This is a genomic window from Streptomyces sp. NBC_01341, assembly GCF_035946055.1.
In the GTDB taxonomy this organism is placed as follows: Bacteria; Actinomycetota; Actinomycetes; order Streptomycetales; family Streptomycetaceae; genus Streptomyces.
Genome location: NZ_CP108364.1, coordinates 3,861,003 through 3,877,097, shown reverse-complemented (window position 1 = coordinate 3,877,097; position 16,095 = coordinate 3,861,003). Strand labels below are relative to the sequence as shown.

At 70.1% G+C, this 16,095-nt stretch carries 15 protein-coding genes; 7 read left to right on the top strand and 8 right to left on the bottom strand.

All coding sequences use genetic code 11. The features are described from left to right. Positions 1-60 precede the first annotated feature (60 nt). A complete protein-coding gene (locus OG206_RS17120) occupies positions 61-282 on the top strand; it encodes a DUF6458 family protein (protein WP_327116942.1) in 222 nt (73 codons plus the stop codon). A 117-nt stretch (positions 283-399) separates the two neighbouring features. On the opposite strand, the gene OG206_RS17115 is transcribed toward OG206_RS17120, so the two are convergent. Beyond that, positions 400-2,211 carry an NHL domain-containing thioredoxin family protein gene (locus OG206_RS17115; RefSeq protein ID WP_327116940.1) on the bottom strand — a complete coding sequence of 604 codons (1,812 nt, stop codon included), beginning with the start codon at positions 2,209-2,211 and terminating at the stop codon, positions 400-402. 64 nt (positions 2,212-2,275) lie between these two features. Here OG206_RS17115 and OG206_RS17110 point away from each other — a divergent pair, with 64 nt between their 5' ends. Further along, entirely contained in the window at positions 2,276-2,767 is a 492-nt protein-coding gene (locus tag OG206_RS17110) for an LURP-one-related/scramblase family protein (RefSeq protein ID WP_327116938.1), read from the top strand. Between the two features lie 57 nt (positions 2,768-2,824). Here the strand turns inward: OG206_RS17110 and OG206_RS17105 are convergent, their stop codons facing one another. Then, positions 2,825-3,616 carry a carbon-nitrogen family hydrolase gene (locus OG206_RS17105; protein ID WP_327116936.1) on the bottom strand — a complete coding sequence of 264 codons (792 nt, stop codon included), beginning with the start codon at positions 3,614-3,616 and terminating at the stop codon, positions 2,825-2,827. 199 nt (positions 3,617-3,815) lie between these two features. Here OG206_RS17105 and OG206_RS17100 point away from each other — a divergent pair, with 199 nt between their 5' ends. Next, positions 3,816-4,640, top strand: a complete 825-nt coding sequence (locus OG206_RS17100; RefSeq protein ID WP_327116934.1) for a maleylpyruvate isomerase family mycothiol-dependent enzyme — start codon at positions 3,816-3,818, stop codon at positions 4,638-4,640. 63 nt (positions 4,641-4,703) lie between these two features. On the opposite strand, the gene OG206_RS17095 is transcribed toward OG206_RS17100, so the two are convergent. Both OG206_RS17095 and OG206_RS17090 read right to left on the bottom strand, forming a co-directional pair. Continuing rightward, positions 4,704-6,011, bottom strand: a complete 1,308-nt coding sequence (locus OG206_RS17095) for an MFS transporter (protein ID WP_327116932.1) — start codon at positions 6,009-6,011, stop codon at positions 4,704-4,706. Then, positions 6,008-6,691, bottom strand: a complete 684-nt coding sequence (locus OG206_RS17090) for a GntR family transcriptional regulator (protein WP_327116930.1) — start codon at positions 6,689-6,691, stop codon at positions 6,008-6,010. Before OG206_RS17090 ends, OG206_RS17095 begins: the two co-directional genes overlap by 4 nt. Before the next feature lie 319 nt (positions 6,692-7,010). Here OG206_RS17090 and OG206_RS17085 point away from each other — a divergent pair, with 319 nt between their 5' ends. Continuing rightward, positions 7,011-7,910, top strand: coding sequence for a D-alanyl-D-alanine carboxypeptidase family protein (locus tag OG206_RS17085; protein ID WP_327116928.1), 900 nt, complete (start codon positions 7,011-7,013; stop codon positions 7,908-7,910). Positions 7,911-7,973: 63 nt separating this feature from the next. Here the strand turns inward: OG206_RS17085 and OG206_RS17080 are convergent, their stop codons facing one another. From OG206_RS17080 to pdhA, 3 genes are read right to left on the bottom strand one after another with little or no spacing between them, the layout of a single operon-like run. Beyond that, positions 7,974-9,377 (bottom strand): dihydrolipoamide acetyltransferase family protein, encoded by a 1,404-nt coding sequence (locus tag OG206_RS17080; RefSeq protein WP_327116926.1) that lies wholly within the window; start codon positions 9,375-9,377, stop codon positions 7,974-7,976. A gap of 11 nt (positions 9,378-9,388) precedes the next feature. Beyond that, positions 9,389-10,369 carry an alpha-ketoacid dehydrogenase subunit beta gene (locus tag OG206_RS17075; RefSeq protein ID WP_327116924.1) on the bottom strand — a complete coding sequence of 327 codons (981 nt, stop codon included), beginning with the start codon at positions 10,367-10,369 and terminating at the stop codon, positions 9,389-9,391. 2 nt (positions 10,370-10,371) lie between these two features. Next, complete coding sequence (pdhA, locus tag OG206_RS17070; protein ID WP_327116922.1) at positions 10,372-11,520, bottom strand: pyruvate dehydrogenase (acetyl-transferring) E1 component subunit alpha; 1,149 nt, start codon at positions 11,518-11,520, stop codon at positions 10,372-10,374. A 347-nt stretch (positions 11,521-11,867) separates the two neighbouring features. Between pdhA and OG206_RS17065 the strand changes: the two genes are divergently transcribed. From OG206_RS17065 to OG206_RS17055, 3 genes are all read left to right on the top strand, one after another. Continuing rightward, positions 11,868-12,524: a response regulator transcription factor gene (locus OG206_RS17065; protein ID WP_327116920.1), complete on the top strand. Its 657-nt coding sequence runs from the start codon at positions 11,868-11,870 to the stop codon at positions 12,522-12,524. 89 nt (positions 12,525-12,613) lie between these two features. Further along, entirely contained in the window at positions 12,614-13,153 is a 540-nt protein-coding gene (locus OG206_RS17060; RefSeq protein WP_327116918.1) for a pyridoxamine 5'-phosphate oxidase family protein, read from the top strand. Positions 13,154-13,235: 82 nt separating this feature from the next. Continuing rightward, positions 13,236-14,234, top strand: coding sequence for a phosphotransferase (locus OG206_RS17055; protein ID WP_327122304.1), 999 nt, complete (start codon positions 13,236-13,238; stop codon positions 14,232-14,234). A gap of 13 nt (positions 14,235-14,247) precedes the next feature. Here OG206_RS17055 and OG206_RS17050 read toward each other — a convergent pair whose 3' ends face one another. Further along, complete coding sequence (locus tag OG206_RS17050; RefSeq protein ID WP_327116916.1) at positions 14,248-15,852, bottom strand: protein kinase domain-containing protein; 1,605 nt, start codon at positions 15,850-15,852, stop codon at positions 14,248-14,250. Positions 15,853-16,095 lie beyond the last annotated feature (243 nt).

The window sequence follows — 16,095 nt, the reverse complement described above, 5'->3', positions numbered from 1 at the left end:
GCCGGGTACCCGATCCGTACACCGGCCCGGATTCACCGGGCCGTCGAGGAGGCGGAAATCATGGGACTCGGAGGATGCATTCTCCTGATCGGTGCCGGGGCGATTCTCGCGTTCGCCACGGACTGGGAGATGGACACCGTCAACGTCGACCTGGTCGGCTGGATCATGATGCTCGTCGGCCTCGTCGGGGTCTTCGTCTACGTGAGCATCGCGCGGCGCCGCCGCATGGTCGTGCCGCCCACCACCACGGTCGTCACGGAGGAAGAGCGCCGCTACCAGTAACGGCGCACGGAACGCACCCCGCCCGCCCGGAGCAACCCCCCGTCGGGCGGGCGGGACCACCTGCGCCGTGGGGTGTGGGGTCCCGTCCCGCAGCGACGACGCGGCCGCGGCGGCCTGTCAGGCCTGCTCGTCCATCCCGGCCAGCACGAGAGGAAGCCTGGACGTCCCCCCGGCGGTGACGCTGACGGGAACGCCCCAGTCCTGCTGGTGCACATGACAGGCCGGGTACTCGTTCGCAGGGTCGTCGTCGCAGGAGGCGGCCATCGCGGAGACGTGCAGGACGCCCTCGGTGAACCCCTCCGCGAGGACCAGGTCACGGCTCAGGTCCGTACCCGGCCCCGAGCCCTCGGCCAGGAGTTCCGGCGGGGTCGAGGAGACCAGGAGCCGCGTCGATGGCCCGTAGCGGACATCCAGTTTCTGCCCGGCGGGGGCCTGGAAGACCACGTCCAGCCGCAGGGTGCCGGCGGCGACCTCGGTGGCCGCCCGCTGCGTGCGGTGCGCCCGGTCCGCGACGCGCACGGCCTCCTCGGGCAACCGCAGCCGGGTCAGCCGGTGCCGGGCGGACTCCACGACGACCAGGTCGCCGTCCACGAGGACCGCGTCGCTCGGCTCCCGCAGATCCGTGGCCAGTGTCGTGACCTCGCCGCTCTCCGGGTCGAACCGGCGCAGCGCGTGGTTGTAGGTGTCGCTGACGGCGACGGAGCCGTCCGGGAGGGCCGTGACGCCCAGGGGGTGCTGGAAGAGCGCCTGGCCGGCGGCGCCGTCCCGGTGGCCGAAGTCGAAGAGCCCGGTACCGACGGCCGTGTGCACGCCACCGTCCAGGTCCACGTACCGCAGGGACGAGGTCTCCGAGTCGGCGACCCAGAGCCGGTCCCCGGCCGCCGCGAGGCCCGAGGGCTGCGCGAACCACGCCTCGGGGCCGGGCCCGTCGACGAGACCCTCGTTCGTCGTCCCGGCGGCGACCCGCACCGTCCCCTGCTCGGGGTCGTAGGTCCAGAGCTGGTGGACTCCGGCCATGGCGATCCACAGCCGGTCGCCGAACCAGGCGATGTCCCACGGCGATGACAGGTCCACCTCGGCGGCCGGGCCGCTGGTGGGGGAGCCCTGCCACCACTGGCGGCCGGTCCCGGCGAGCGTCGTCGTCGCACCCGTCGCGAGGTCGAGAGCCCTGATGGCGTGGTTGACCGTGTCCGCGACGGCGATGCGGCCGTCCGGGAGGAAGGCGAGGCCCTGGGGTTCGCTGAACCGCGCCTCGGACCGGCCGCCGTCGGCGAACCCGCGCTCACCGCTGCCGTAGTGCCCGCGCACGGTCTCACCGTCGGCGTCGAGCTCGACCAGGCGGTGGCGCGTGGTGTCGGAGACCAGGAATCCCCCGTCGGGCAGGACGAGTGCCTTGCCGGGGAAACGCAGGTGGGTGGCGACCGGCTCGGGAGCCACGTACGGGCCGTCGCCGCGGCGCAGCGTGCCCTTCTCGGCGTGCTCGGCCTCCAGCTCCTCGACCAGCTTCCCGATGGCGTGCGCGTGCCCTTCACCGGCGTGCTGCGCGACGACGTATCCCTCGGGGTCCACCACGACGAGGGTCGGCCATGCCCGCACGGCGTACTGCTTCCAAGTGGCGAGCTCGGGGTCGTCGAGGACCGGGTGGTGCACCCCGTACCGCTCGACGGCGTCGACCACGGCCTCGTGCTCGGCCTCGTGGACGAACTTCGGCGAGTGGACGCCGATGATCACCACGGTGTCGCGGTGTTTCTCCTCCAGCTCGCGCAGCTCGTCGAGCACATGCAGGCAGTTCACACAGCAGAAGGTCCAGAAATCCAGAATGACGATGCGTCCCCGCAGGTCAGCCAGGGTGTACTGCCGGTCGCCTGTATTGAGCCAGCCGCCCTTGCCGATCAGTTCGGGGGCGCGGACACGTGCACGTGCTGTCATGACAACAGTCAACAGCACCGTGGCCTGCGCGCATTCCGGTCAGGCGTCGGGGAACCTGTGATCCATGAGACTTCTCGTGCGTGAGCGACTGTTCGGCGTCGGCGACGACTACTGGATCGAGGACGCGGACGGGCGGAAGCTCTTCCTCGTCGACGGCAAGGCCATGCGGCTCCGCGACACCTTCGAGCTGAAGGACACGGACGGCCGGGTACTGGTGGAGATCCGCCAGAAGCTGATCAGCCTGCGCGACACCATGCTCATCGAACGGGACGGCGACGAGCTGGCCAAGGTCAAGCGGAAGCGGCTCTCGCTGCTGCGCAACCACTACCGGGTGACCCTGGTGGACGGCACGGAGCTGGACGTCAGCGGCAAGATCCTGGACCGCGAGTTCGCCATCGACTACGACGGCGAACTGCTCGCGCAGATCTCGCGGCGCTGGCTCACCGTCCGGGACACGTACGGCGTCGACGTCGTGCGGGAGGACGCCGACGTGCCGCTGCTGATCGCGGTCGCCGTGTGCGTGATCGTGCTCGCCGACAAGGACCGCGAGGACTGAGAGCGCGCACGAGTCCGGCCCGGTTTCACGTGAAACCGGGCCACGGGCCCCGTGTCCTCAGCGCGGGGGCGCGAGGCCCAGGCGGCGGTCCTTCAGGGCCGGGAACTGCTCCCGGGTGGCGGCGGTCCTCGCCGGGTCGAACTCGACGGTGAGCACTTCCTCGGCCGCTCCGGCCTCGGCGAGCACTTCGCCCCAGGGGTCCACGACGATGCTGTGGCCCGCCTGCTCGACCCCCCCGTGGGTGCCCGACGAGCCGACCGCCAGGACGTACGCCTGGTTCTCCACGGCGCGGGCCTGCGCGAGCAGGGTCCAGTGCGCGCGGCGGCGCTCCGGCCAGCCGGCCGCGACGACCAGGGTCTCGGCGCCCGCGTCGACGAGCCCTCGGAACTGCTCGGGGAAGCGCAGGTCGTAGCAGGTGGCGAGGCCGAGGGTGGTCTCGGGCAGTGCGACGGTGACGAGCTCCTCGCCTGCACCCATCATCACCGCCTCACCCTTGTCGAAGCCGAACCGGTGGATCTTGCGGTACGCGGCGACGCGCTCCCCCTCGGGGGAGAACACGAGCGAGGTGTTGTAGAGGGTGCCGTCCTCGGCGCGCTCGACGAAGGAACCCGCGTGCAGCCAGACGCCGGCCTCGGCGGCGGCCTTCGCCATGACGTCGTGCGTGGGACCCCGCAGCGGTTCGGCCGCGTCCTCGAACGCGGTGTAGGCGAACGCCCCGACGGGCCAGAGTTCGGGCAGGACGACCAGGTCCGCGCCCCGCTGGGCCACGACCAGTGAAGCCGCGCGCTCTCTACGGGAATTGATCGATTCATCCGGGTTTACAGCGATCTGGATGAGCGAGGCGTGCACACTACCACCGTCCTGGCATGGAAGCCGTCAACGCGGGCCTACGATCGTCACACGAAAGCACTGCCGGGGTGCCTGCTCGCAGCGTAACTTAGCGAGCGAACCTCCCACGCAGCCCGCAGACAGCACCGTCGCTGCCGGCCCTCCCGCCGGCACTCCCTGCTCTCCAGCCCATGCACCGCAGAACCGCACGAGGGGTCCCGTGACCGTCCATCCCAGCCTCCAGACCTACGCCGACGCCTGGACCCACTCCGTCGAGTCGATATCCGAGCTGGTCAAGCCGCTCGCCGAGGGAGAGTGGAACCGCCGCACACCCTGCCCGGGCTGGTCGGTCCGCGACATCGTCTCGCACGTCATCGGCATGGAATGCGAGCAGCTCGGCGACCCCCGGCCGATCCACACGCTGCCGCGCGACCTCTATCACGTGCAGAACGACAAGCAGCGCTACATGGAGATGCAGGTCGACGTGCGGCGCCACCACACGGCTCCGGAGATGACCTCGGAGCTGGAGTACACGCTCATCCGCCGGATGCGTCAGCTCCGCAACGAGACGCGCGCCCCCGAGACCATGGTGCGGGCCCCTCTCGGTGCCGAGCAGACCCTGGAACTCGCGCTGCGCATGCGCGCCTTCGACGTATGGGTGCACGAGCAGGACCTGCGTACGACGCTGGGGCAGCCCGGCAACCTCGACTCCCCCGGCGCCCCGCTCGTCAGGGACGTCCTGCTGATCGGGCTGGCGAAGGTGGTCGCCAAGGACGCCGGCGCGCCGCCCAACTCCGCCGTCGTCTTCGACGTGCACGGCCCGCTGGAGTTCCTGCGCACGGTCAGGGTCGACGGCGAGGGCCGGGGTTCGGTCGACGGTGCGCCCTCCCTCGGTCCCGCCGCGACGCTGGCGATGGACTGGGAGACGTACTACCGCCTGGCCTGTGGCCGGGTGCGTCCGCAGGCCGTGGAGGACCGGATCAAGATCGACGGGGACCAGGACCTGGCAGCCGAGATCCTGCGGAACTTCGCCGTCACCCCGTGACGCCCGGCCGGCGACGGACGGGGCGGGCGCAACGCCGGGCCCGCGCGGGCACCGGCCCGGCGGTCAGGCGGGTACGTGCACGGCTTCCACCCGGCTGACGACGTGGTGGTCGCGCTCCCTGTGGGTCGCCCTCCCGTGCAGCCGGAGGATCTGCACGACACCGAGTGCCTCCAGGACGAAGACCGAGGCGAACGCGACACGGTACTCGTCGCCCGTCGCGTCCAGCAGGACCCCTACCGCGAACAGTGTCGTCATCGAGGCGATGAATCCACCCATGTTGACGATCCCGGACGCGGTGCCCTGACGCTCGGGCGGGTTCGCGGGCCGGCCGAAGTCGAAGCCGATCATCGACGCGGGGCCGCACGAGCCGAGCACCAGGCACAGGGTGACGAGCAGCCACATCGGCGCGCGGTCACCGGGGTAGAAGATCGTGGAGCCCCAGAGCAGCGCCGTCATGGCGACCGTACCGAGAGCCAGTGGGGCGCGCGCGGCGTGGTGACGGGCGATCACCTGGCCGTAGACGAGTCCCACCACCATGTTGGAGAGCACCACCAGCGTGAGCAGTTCACCCGCCGTGCCCCTGCTCAGCCCCTGCGCCTCGACGAGGAACGGCATGCCCCACAGCAGCAGGAAGACCATGGCGGGGAACTGCGTGGTGAAGTGGACCCACATGCCGAGCCTGGTACCGGGTTCCCGCCAGGCGGCGGCGATCTGCTTGCGCACGTACGCGGCACCCGCGTGCTCGGCGGGCGGAGGTTCGTGGCCCTCGGGGTGGTCCTTGAGGAAGGCGAGCAGCAGCATCAGTACCAGGACGCCCGCCGCGGCGCTGCCGACGAAGGTCGCCGTCCAGCCGTAGCCGTGCAGGGCACGGGCGATGAAGAGCGTCGAGACGAGGTTGCCCGCCATGCCGAAGAGCGCGGCGACCTGGCCGATCATCGGCCCGCGGCGGGCCGGGAACCACCGGGCGCCCAGCCGCAGCACGCTGATGAAGGTCATCGCGTCGCCGCAGCCGAGCAGCGCGCGGGAGGCGAGCGCCATGCCGTACGAGGGCGAGAGCGCGAAGCCGAGCTGCCCGAGCGTGAACAGCACCGCCCCGAGGGTGAGGACCTTCTTGGTGCCGAACCGGTCGACCATCAGCCCCACGGGTATCTGCATGCCCGCGTAGACCAGCAGTTGCAGGATGGAGAACGTCGACAGGGCCGAGGCGTTGACGTCGAACCGGTCGGCGGCGTCCAGCCCGGCGACACCGAGGCTGGTGCGGAAGATGATGGCGACGAAGTAGACGGCGACACCGATGCCCCAGATGCAGGCGGCACGGCGGCCGCCCGGCGGGTCTCCGGGCAGCGACAGGGCTGGGGCGGCCGAGCTCATCGGTCATCACCCCGGACCAGCACCCTGACCCGGCTGACGTGGCGGCGCACGACCTGTGCGGCGCCTTCGGCGTCACCGGACCTGATGGCCTCCAGCAGTTCACCGTGCTCGGTGATGTTGGCGGCGATCCGGTCGGGGTGGGCCTCCATCACGGCGACGCCCATCCGCAACTGCCGGTCGCGGAGCTGGTCGTAGAGGCGCGAGAGGATCTCGTTGCCCGCGTTTTTGACGATCTCGGCGTGGAAGCAGCGGTCCTTGACGGACACGGCGGCCAGGTCCCCCGCCCCCGCGAGTTCCCGCTGCTGCTCCAGGAGTTGTTCGAGCCTGGCGATCAGGCCCGGGGAGGCCGGCACGGCCTTGCGGGCCGCGAACTCCTCCACCAGCAGCCGGGTCTCGACGACGTCCGCGATCTCCTGGGCGGAGACGGGGAGCACGAGGGCGCCCTTCTTCGGGTAGAGCTTGATCAGGCCCTCGGCCTCCAGCCGCAGCAGCGCCTCCCGGACGGGAGTCCGGGAGACGCCGACGGCCCCGGCGAGGTCGCCCTCGGTCAGGAGCGTGCCGCCCTCGTAGCGGCGGTCGAGCACCGCCGTCTTGATGTGCGTGTAGACGCGTTCGGCGGCGGGTGGGGACTTGGGATCCGCCTTGCGGGCGGCGGGCGGGACGAGGGACGAGGCTGGCATGCGCACAGCATAGATACAAGATGGGTGCGTCCGCCGACGCGTCCGCGATCCGGACCCGCCTCCCTCCCCGGCAGCCCTTCCCGGCATCCCGTCCACCGGCCGAGCGCCAGGCGGACGGCCTCCGTGGCCCGATCGTGTCCGGCCGCCGCACATCCGGCACCCCGCGGGGGGTTCGGACAAGGCCCGCGGTTCGTATAATCCGTGCAGTCGGAATCGATCTCACCCGTACGTGAGCACATCCATTCGGCAGCCTCGCGAGTCTCACCACCAAGCGGCACTCTCACGTGACCGCATTTCAGGTGTATTTGGAGCGTTTGACTTGAAAATCGGTCTTAAGGGCATAAACCGCGCAACCGTTGCCGCCACCGTGGCTCTCACCGCGGGTGCCGTCCTCGCGGGCAGCGCGTTCGCCTCAGCAGCCCAGGCAGCGACCCTGCCGACGCCCACGATCACCGCCAAGGGCGGTTTCGTGATGAACAACGGCACCGCGAAGACGCTGTACAGCAAGTCTGCGGACACCCGCCGGTCCACCGGTTCCACCACCAAGATAATGACCGCCCGCGTGGTGCTGTCCCAGAAGAACCTGAACCTGGATTCCAAGGTGACGGTCCAGAAGGCGTACAGCGACTACATCGTCAAGAACACCGCCTCGTCGGCTCGTCTGATCGTCGGCGACAAGGTAACGGTCCGTCAGCTCCTCTACGGTCTGATGCTGCCGTCGGGCTGCGACGCCGCCTACGCGCTGGCCGACAAGTTCGGTTCCGGCACCACGCGTGCCGCCCGGGTGAAGTCGTTCCTCGGCAAGATGAACGCCACCGCGAAGACGCTGGGCATGACGAACAGCCACTTCGACTCGTTCGACGGCATCGGCAACGGCTCGAACTACTCGACGCCGCGCGACCTCACCAAGCTCGCCAGCTCCGCGATGAAGAGCTCCACGTTCCGCGCGATCGTGAAGACGAAGTCGACGAAGCAGAAGGTCACGACGAAGTCCGGCGGCTACCGCTACATGTCGTGGACCAACACCAACCTGCTGCTGGGCAGCTACAGCGGCACGATCGGTGTGAAGACCGGCTCCGGCCCGACGGCCAAGTACTGCCTGGTCTTCGCCGCGACCCGCAACGGCAAGACGGTCATCGGAACCGTCCTCACCGCGACGTCCTCGACGACCCGTACGTCCGACGCGAAGAAGCTCATGGACTACAGCTTCAAGAAGTAGTCCGGTCCGCACACGCGCGAAGGGGCCCGCCGCATCCTGCGGCGGGCCCCTTCGCGTGGCCGGTCAGGCCCAGGTGATCAGACGCTTCGGCTGTTCCAGGATCGCCGCGACGTCCGCGAGCACCTTGGAGCCCAGCTCGCCGTCGACCAGCCGGTGGTCGAACGACAGCGCCAGCGTGGTCACCTGGCGCGGCTTCACCTTGCCCTTGTGCACCCAGGGCTGGAGCTTGATCGCGCCGACCGCGAGGATCGCGGACTCGCCGGAGTTCAGGATCGGCGTACCCGTGTCGACGCCGAAGACGCCCACATTGGTGATCGTCACGGTGCCGCCCGCCATGGCCGCGGGAGACGTCTTCCCCTCACGCGCCGTGGTGACCAGCTCGCCCAGCGCCCCGGCTAGCTCGGGCAGCGTCATGGCGTGCGCGTCCTTGATGTTCGGCACGATCAGGCCGCGCGGGGTGGCGGCCGCGATGCCCAGGTTCACGTAGTGCTTCTGCACGATCTCCTGGTTGGCCTCGTCCCAGGCGGCGTTGACCTCGGGGTTGCGCTTGATCGCGACCAGGAGGGCCTTGGCGATGATCAGGAGCGGGTTGACCCGCACTCCCGCCATGTCCTTGTCCTCCTTGAGCTCCGCCACGAGCTTCATCGTGCGCGTGACGTCGAACGTCACGAACTCGGTGACGTGCGGCGCGGTGAAGGCACTGCCGACCATGGCCTGCGCGATGGCCTTGCGCACACCCTTGACCGGGATACGGGTCTCACGGCCGGCCGTGTCCGCGGGCACGGCGACCGGTGCGGGGGCGACGGGCGCCGCCACCGGCTGCGTGGGGACCTCGGCGGGGGCCGGGGCGGCCGCCGCGTGGACGTCCTCGCGGGTGATGATCCCGCCCTCGCCGGTCGGGGTGACCGTGGCCAGGTCGATGCCCAGGTCCTTCGCCAGCTTGCGCACCGGCGGTTTGGCGAGCGGTCGGGCCTCCGGGACCGCTGCGGCATGGCCGTTCATCTCGGCCTGGATCGCGGCTGCGGCCGGGCCGGGGATCTCCACGCCCTTGCGGGCGCGGCGCTTCGTGGAGGACTCGGCCACTCCGTAGCCGACCAGCACCGGCTGCCGCCCCTTGGGGGCATCCGGTTCGGCTTCCGGTTCCGCCGGGGCCACGGGCTGCTGAACGGTCTCCGCGGGAGCCGGGGCGTCACCGCTGCCGGGCGCCACGTCCACCGCGATGATCACCTGGCCGACGTCCACGGTCGTGCCCTCGGGGAAGCGGAGCTCGTGCACCACCCCGTCGAAGGGGATCGGCAGCTCCACCGCCGCCTTGGCGGTCTCCACCTCGCACACGACCTGGCCGTCGGAGACGGTGTCGCCGGGCTGGACGAACCACTTGAGGATCTCCGCCTCGGTCAGTCCTTCGCCCACGTCCGGCATCTTGAACTCGCGGAAACGAGCAGACGTATCGGTCATCGTCGTCACGATCCCTCTCCTCAGTACGCCAGCGAGCGGTCGACGGCGTCGAGCACCCGGTCGAGCCCCGGCAGGTACTCGTCCTCGAGCCTGGCCGGCGGGTAGGGGGCGTGGTAGCCGCCGACCCTCAGCACCGGTGCTTCGAGGTGGTAGAAGCAGCGCTCCGTGATCCGGGCGGCGATCTCCGCGCCCGAGCCGTAGAACACCGGCGCCTCGTGGACCACGACGAGCCGGCCCGTCTTCTCGACCGACGTCTGTACGGCGTCGAAGTCGATCGGGGACATCGACCGCAGGTCCAGCACCTCGAGGGACTTGCCCTCCTCCTGCGCCGCGGCCGCGGCCTCCAGGCAGACCTTCACCATCGGGCCGTACGCGGCGAGCGTGAGGTCGGAGCCCTCACGTGCCACGACGGCCTTGTGGAGGGGGAGGGGGATGGACTCGGTGTCGAGATCGCCCTTGTCCCAGTACCGGCGCTTCGGCTCGAAGAAGATGATCGGATCGTCGCTCTGGACGGCCTGCTGCATCATCCAGTAGGCGTCGCTCGCGTTGGACGGCGAGACGACCTTCAGGCCCGCCACGTGCGCGAACAGCGCCTCGGGCGACTCGCTGTGGTGCTCGACGGCACCGATGCCGCCGCCGTACGGGATACGGATGACGACCGGCATCTTGATCTTGCCGAGCGCACGGGCGTGCATCTTGGCGAGCTGCGTGACGATCTGGTCGTACGCGGGGAAGACGAAGCCGTCGAACTGGATCTCGACGATCGGGCGGTAGCCGCGCAGGGCCAGACCGATCGCCGTGCCCACGATGCCGGACTCGGCGAGCGGGGTGTCGATGACACGGTCCTCGCCGAAGTCCTTCTGGAGACCGTCCGTGATGCGGAAGACCCCGCCGAGCTTGCCGACGTCCTCACCCATGATGAGGACCTTGGGGTCGGTCTCGAGGGCCTTGCGCAGCGACTCGTTGAGCGCCTTCGCGATGGACAACTTCTGGGCTGCCATGACTAGTTGCCCTCCTCGGCGAACGATGCCTGGTAGGCGGCGAACTGGGCGCGCTCCTCGTCGACGAGCGGGTTGCCGTCGGCGTACGCGTGGTCGAAGATCGCCAGCCGGTCGGGGTCGGGCATGGCCCGCACCGCTTCACGCACCCGCTTGCCGAGGGTCTCGCTCTCCTCCTCCAGCGCGGCGAAGAACGCCGCGTCGGCGAGGTCCTGCTTCTCCAGGTACGTACGCAGCCGCAGGATCGGGTCCTTGGCCTCCCACGCCGCCCGCTCCTCGTCCGCCCGGTACTTGGTCGGGTCGTCCGAGGTGGTGTGGGCGCCCATCCGGTAGGTGAACGCCTCGACGAGGGTGGGCCCCTCGCCCCGGCGGGCGCGCTCCAGCGCCGACCTGGTGACGGCCAGGCACGCCAGTACGTCGTTGCCGTCGACCCGGACACCCGGGAAGCCGAATCCCTGCGCGCGCTGGTACAGCGGCACTCGCATCTGCTTCTCGGTCGGCTCGGAGATCGCCCACTGGTTGTTCTGGCAGAAGAACACGACGGGGGCGTTGTAGACGGCGGAGAAGGTGAAGGCCTCCGCGACGTCGCCCTGGCTGGAGGCACCGTCACCGAAGTACGCGACCACGGCCGAGTCCGCACCGTCCTTGGCGACGCCCATGGCATAGCCGGTGGCGTGCAGCGTCTGCGAGCCGATGACGATCGTGTAGAGGTGGAAGTTGTTGGTGCTCGGGTCCCAGCCTCCGTGGTTCACGCCGCGGAACATCCCGAGCAGATTCGTCGGGTCGACGCCCCGGCACCACGCCACACCGTGCTCGCGGTAGGTCGGGAAGACGTAGTCGTCGTCGCGCAGGGCGCGGCCCGAGCCGATCTGTGCGGCTTCCTGGCCGAGCAGCGAGGCCCACAGGCCCAGCTCGCCCTGACGCTGCAGTGCGGTGGCCTCGGCATCGAAGCGCCGGGTCAGAACCATGTCCCGGTAGAGGCCGCGGAGCTCGTCCGGGCTCAGGTCGATCTCGAAGTCCGGGTGCTCGACGCGCTCACCCTCCGGCGTCAGCAGCTGTACCAGCTGGGGCTCGGAACTCTGTGGCGTCTTCGCGGCGCTGGTCCGCTTGCTGCTGCGTCGCGGTTTGCGCGCGGCAGTGCTCTCCACGGTCACGTGCGTGCTCCTCCGTCGGTCCGGCCCCCGGGATGGCCGGGGAACCAGTGCGGCTCGCCTGTGTCCGGACCCGTGCACGGGGTGGGTGCCGCTGGCCGGGAACAGGCGTGACAGGTGCCCCGGCGAGCGTCCTGTCATAAGCACGTTACCCAGTGCACCGCACAACTGCGAAACACCTTGTGACCTGCGATTTTGCTTGGATTTCCAAGTAAATCGCAAAAACCGCGAAGTCTTGCTGGTCACAGCACTGGCAACAGCCTGGCAGGCGGCCGGAACAACGGCACGTTATCCCGCGCCGCTAGTGCCAGGGAAGGGCGGACAACAAAGGAGTGTGTGAGACTTCGAATGTGCGCGAAGAAGGAAAAATCACGGTATTCCTGCTCGATGATCACGAAGTGGTGAGGCGCGGCGTCCACGAGCTGCTTTCCGCCGAGGGGGACATCGAGGTCGTCGGCGAGGCCGGCACGGCGGCGGACGCGCTCGCCCGGATCACGGCGACGCGTCCCGACGTGGCCGTCCTGGACGTACGGCTGCCCGACGGAAGCGGTGTGGAGGTCTGCCGCGAGGTCCGCTCGGCGGACGACCGCATCAAGTGCCTGATGCTCACCTCGTACGCCGACGACGAGGCACTCTTCGACGCGATCATGGCGGGTGCCTCGGGGTACGTCCTGAAGGCCATCCGCGGCAACGAGCTGCTCAGCGCCGTCCGGGACGTGGCGGCCGGGAAGTCCCTGCTCGACCCCGTGGCCACCGCCCGCGTACTGGAGCGCCTGCGCGAGGGGAAGAACGGCAAGGACGACCGGCTCGCCGGTCTGACCGAGCAGGAGCGCAAGATCCTCGACCTCATCGGCGAGGGCCTCACGAACCGGGTGATCGGCGAGCGGCTGCACCTCGCCGAGAAGACCATCAAGAACTACGTCTCCAGCCTGCTCGCCAAACTGGGCATGGAGCGGCGGTCGCAGGCCGCGGCCTACGTGGCGAGGCTCCAGGCCGAGAGGCGCTGAACGCGGGGCAGGGCCAGGACCTTCGTCCCGGACCACGGGGGGCCGCGGACCCTTACGCCGCGTCTGCGGCGTGGCGGAGAGTGGAGCGCATGCTTTTCTCCAGCCCTCGTGCCACCGCGCCGGGCTCCGGTCCGGCTTCCGCCACCGGTTCCGCTTCCGGTCCGGCTTTCGGTCCCTGCGGTTCGCCCGGTCGCGAGTCCGGCCCCGCCCCCGTCTCCGGCTTCACCCACGGCAGGTCCCGCGCCATCGAGCTGCTGGCCGGCGTGCGCCATGGCCGGATCGCCATGAGCATGCGTGCCCTGCCGTTCCTGGCCGTGGCCCGGCACCTGGTGGTCGAGGGCCGCGTCGTCCTGCGGATGCACAGGGGGCTCGGCTTCCACGAGTCCTGCGACGGCAGCGTCGTGGCCTACGGGGCGGACAACCTCGACGCCCCGGCGTCCTCGGGGGAAGACCGCTGGTCGGTGCAGTTCACCGGCCCCGCCGAGATCGTCCGGCCCGCCCTCGACCAGCGTGAACTCTTCGGGCCCGGCCCGTCGGAGGTGAACGGCGAGCGCTTCGATCCCGTGTACCTCCGCATCGATCCGCAGCTCGCACGGATGCACACTCTGAGCTACAGCGCAAGTCCGTAAATCCAGCCACACAGCGTCACCTAACATGTGGCGAGTGCTGCGCTCATCTGTGACCCTTCCACCTGTTCCTCCGGTCGGCGAGGTGCTGCGCCGCTACCCCGCCGCCGGCGAACCCCTCGCCTGCGAACCCCTGACCAAGGGCCTGCTCAACCACGGTTACCGCGTGTCCACCACCCGGGGCTCGTACTTCCTCAAGCACCACCTCGACAAGCACCATCTCGACGACGCCAGCGGTGATCACGACACGATCGTGAGACAGCACCGGGCGACCCAGCAGTTGCACTCGCTCGGTGTGCCTGTAGCGCCGCCCCTGGCGGACACGCACGGTGACACCGTCACCGTCATCGAGGGGCAGCGCTATGCCCTGCACCACTGGGTGGACGGCCTCCACCGCGACGGCGCCCAGCTGACGACCGCTCAGTCGCGGCGGCTCGGAGCGCTGCTCGGCGCCGTACACACCGGGCTCGAACAGGTCATGGGGGACGACCAGCCGCCTCCCGTACGGGGACAGAGTCCCCATCCCGCCGACACGTTCGCGCTGATCGACGAGTTGCTGTCGGCCGCCGGGGGCCTGGGCCCCCGGGACGCCTTCGACGAGCTCGCCGTGCACCGGCTCGTCGAGCGCCGCGCCCTGCTGGAACAGCACGCGCACCGCAGGCCGCCCACGCCCGCCGGTTCCGCGCGGGGCTGGGTGCACGGTGACTTCCATCCCCTGAACCTGCTCTACCGGGGCGCCGACCCCGTCGCGATCGTGGACTGGGACCGGCTGGGCGTACAGCCCCGTGCGGAGGAGGCGGTGAGGGCGGCGGCCATCTTCTTCGTCCGGCCGGACGGGGAACTGGCACTGGAGAAGGTGCGGGCGTACGCCCGCGCCTACCGGCGCGCGGCCGGCGCCGGAGCTGCCGAGATGACGGCCGCGGTGCACCGGGTCTGGTGGGAGCGGCTCAACGACTTCTGGATACTGCGCTGGCGCTACCGCCTCCACGACCGCAGGGCCGACCCGCAATTCCCTGCGGTGTCGGCCCTGGCGGTGTGGTGGACGCGTGAGTACGAAGCGGTAGGCGAGGCCTTCACCGGGTGAGGCCAGGCGCCCGTCAGCCGGCGGTGGTACCCGTCGTCGTACCCGCTGCGGCGCCCGCCGAGGTCCCCGCGGGGGTCCCTCCGGCCGTGGTGCCGTCCGTGGTCCCACTGGTGGTCTCTCCGGTACCGCCCTCGTCGGTGCCGCCGTCGGTCGTGCCGCCGTCCGCCGTGGTGCCGCCGTCCGTCGTGGTGCCGCCGTCCGTCGTGCCGGGGTCGGACGACGTGGGCGTCTCGGTCGGCTTCTGGGTCGGCTCGGTCGGATCGTCCGACGGCGTGAACGTCGGCTCCCTGGTGGGCCACGTCTGACCGCCCGTGGAGCTGTCGGGTTCCTCCGACTCCTCCGTCTCCTCGTCCGTGGGATCGGGTGACTTCGGCGACTCGCTCGGGGAGACCGAGGTGGAGGGGCTGGACGGGGTCTTCTTGCTCTTGTTGTTGTCGTTCGCCGCCTGGACGGCGAAGGCGACGCCCGCCCCGATCGCGATGAGGGCGAGCAGGACGAAGAGCCACATCTTGTTGCGGCCGCCACCGTTGTGGTGCCCGCCGGCGTACGCCCCGTCGTCCGGGTTCATGGGCGGCAGGATCGGACCCTGCGAGGTCTCCCCGTGCATGGGGTGACCCATCGCGGCGGTGCCGCCGCCGATGTTCATCGGCGCCGTGTGACCACCGTCGTGCACGGTGACCGGGCCGGTGTTCCACGTGCCGGTGTGCCCGCCCTGGACCTGCAGCATCTGCAGGCTGTACTGGACGAGGCCGCGCATCTCCTCGGCACTCTGGAACCGGTCGTCCGGGTCCTTGGCCAGGGAGCGCATGACGAGGCCGTCCAGCTCCGGCGGGACCGCTCCGGCGGCCTCGGAGGGCGGGAGCGGCATGTCCTGGACGTGCTGGTACACGACGGAGAGCGGCGTCTCACCGGTGAACGGGGGCCGCAGGGCGAGCAGTTCGTACAGCAGGCAACCGGTGGCGTACAGGTCGGAACGGTGGTCGACCGCCTTGCCGAGCGCCTGCTCCGGGGAGAGGTACTGCGGGGTGCCCATGACCATGCCGGTCTGCGTCATCGTCGACTGCACGCCGTGCAGCGCGCGGGCGATGCCGAAGTCCATCACCTTGACCGCGCCGGAGTGCGTGATGATCACGTTCGCCGGCTTGATGTCACGGTGCACGATGCCGTGCTGGTGGGAGTACGCCAGAGCCTCCAGCACGCCGGAGACGATGATCAGCGCCTGCTCGGGCGGCGGCGCCTCGGCCTCCAGCAGCAGGTCGCGGATGGTGTTGCCCTCGACCAGCTCCATCACGATGTAGGGCACGGTCGAGCCGCCCACGACGTCCTCGCCGGAGTCGTACACCGCGACGATCGCATGGTGGTTGAGCCCCGCGACCGACTGCGCCTCACGCGTGAAACGCGCCTTCGAGACGGGGTCCTCCGCGAGATCGGAGCGCAGCAGTTTCACCGCGACCGTCCGCCCCAGACGGACGTCCTCCGCTGCGTAGACCTCGGCCATGCCGCCGCGGCCGAGCCGGTGCGTCATGCGGTAGCGGCCGTCTCCGACCACACCGCCGACACCCCAGGAGTCGGTGCCATCCGAAACTCCGCCGCCGTTTGCTTCGGATTCGGGTGCCATCAGTCCTCGCCGTCGTATCTGTCCGCGCGTCCGCGGGTTCTCACGGTGCCTTGCTGCATCGCCACGTCACGCTACAGCCTCTGTCGGGCCCCACCGGTTTCGAGAGTGACGGGCCATCCAATCGGCTGGCGCGCCGCCTGCGCAAATTCCATGTTCATCCTGTAACGCTTCCGAGACGCTTCTTGTGCGTAGGGTCACGGAACGGGCACCCGGCTTGACGTGTCGTACCCCTCGGGCAGACTT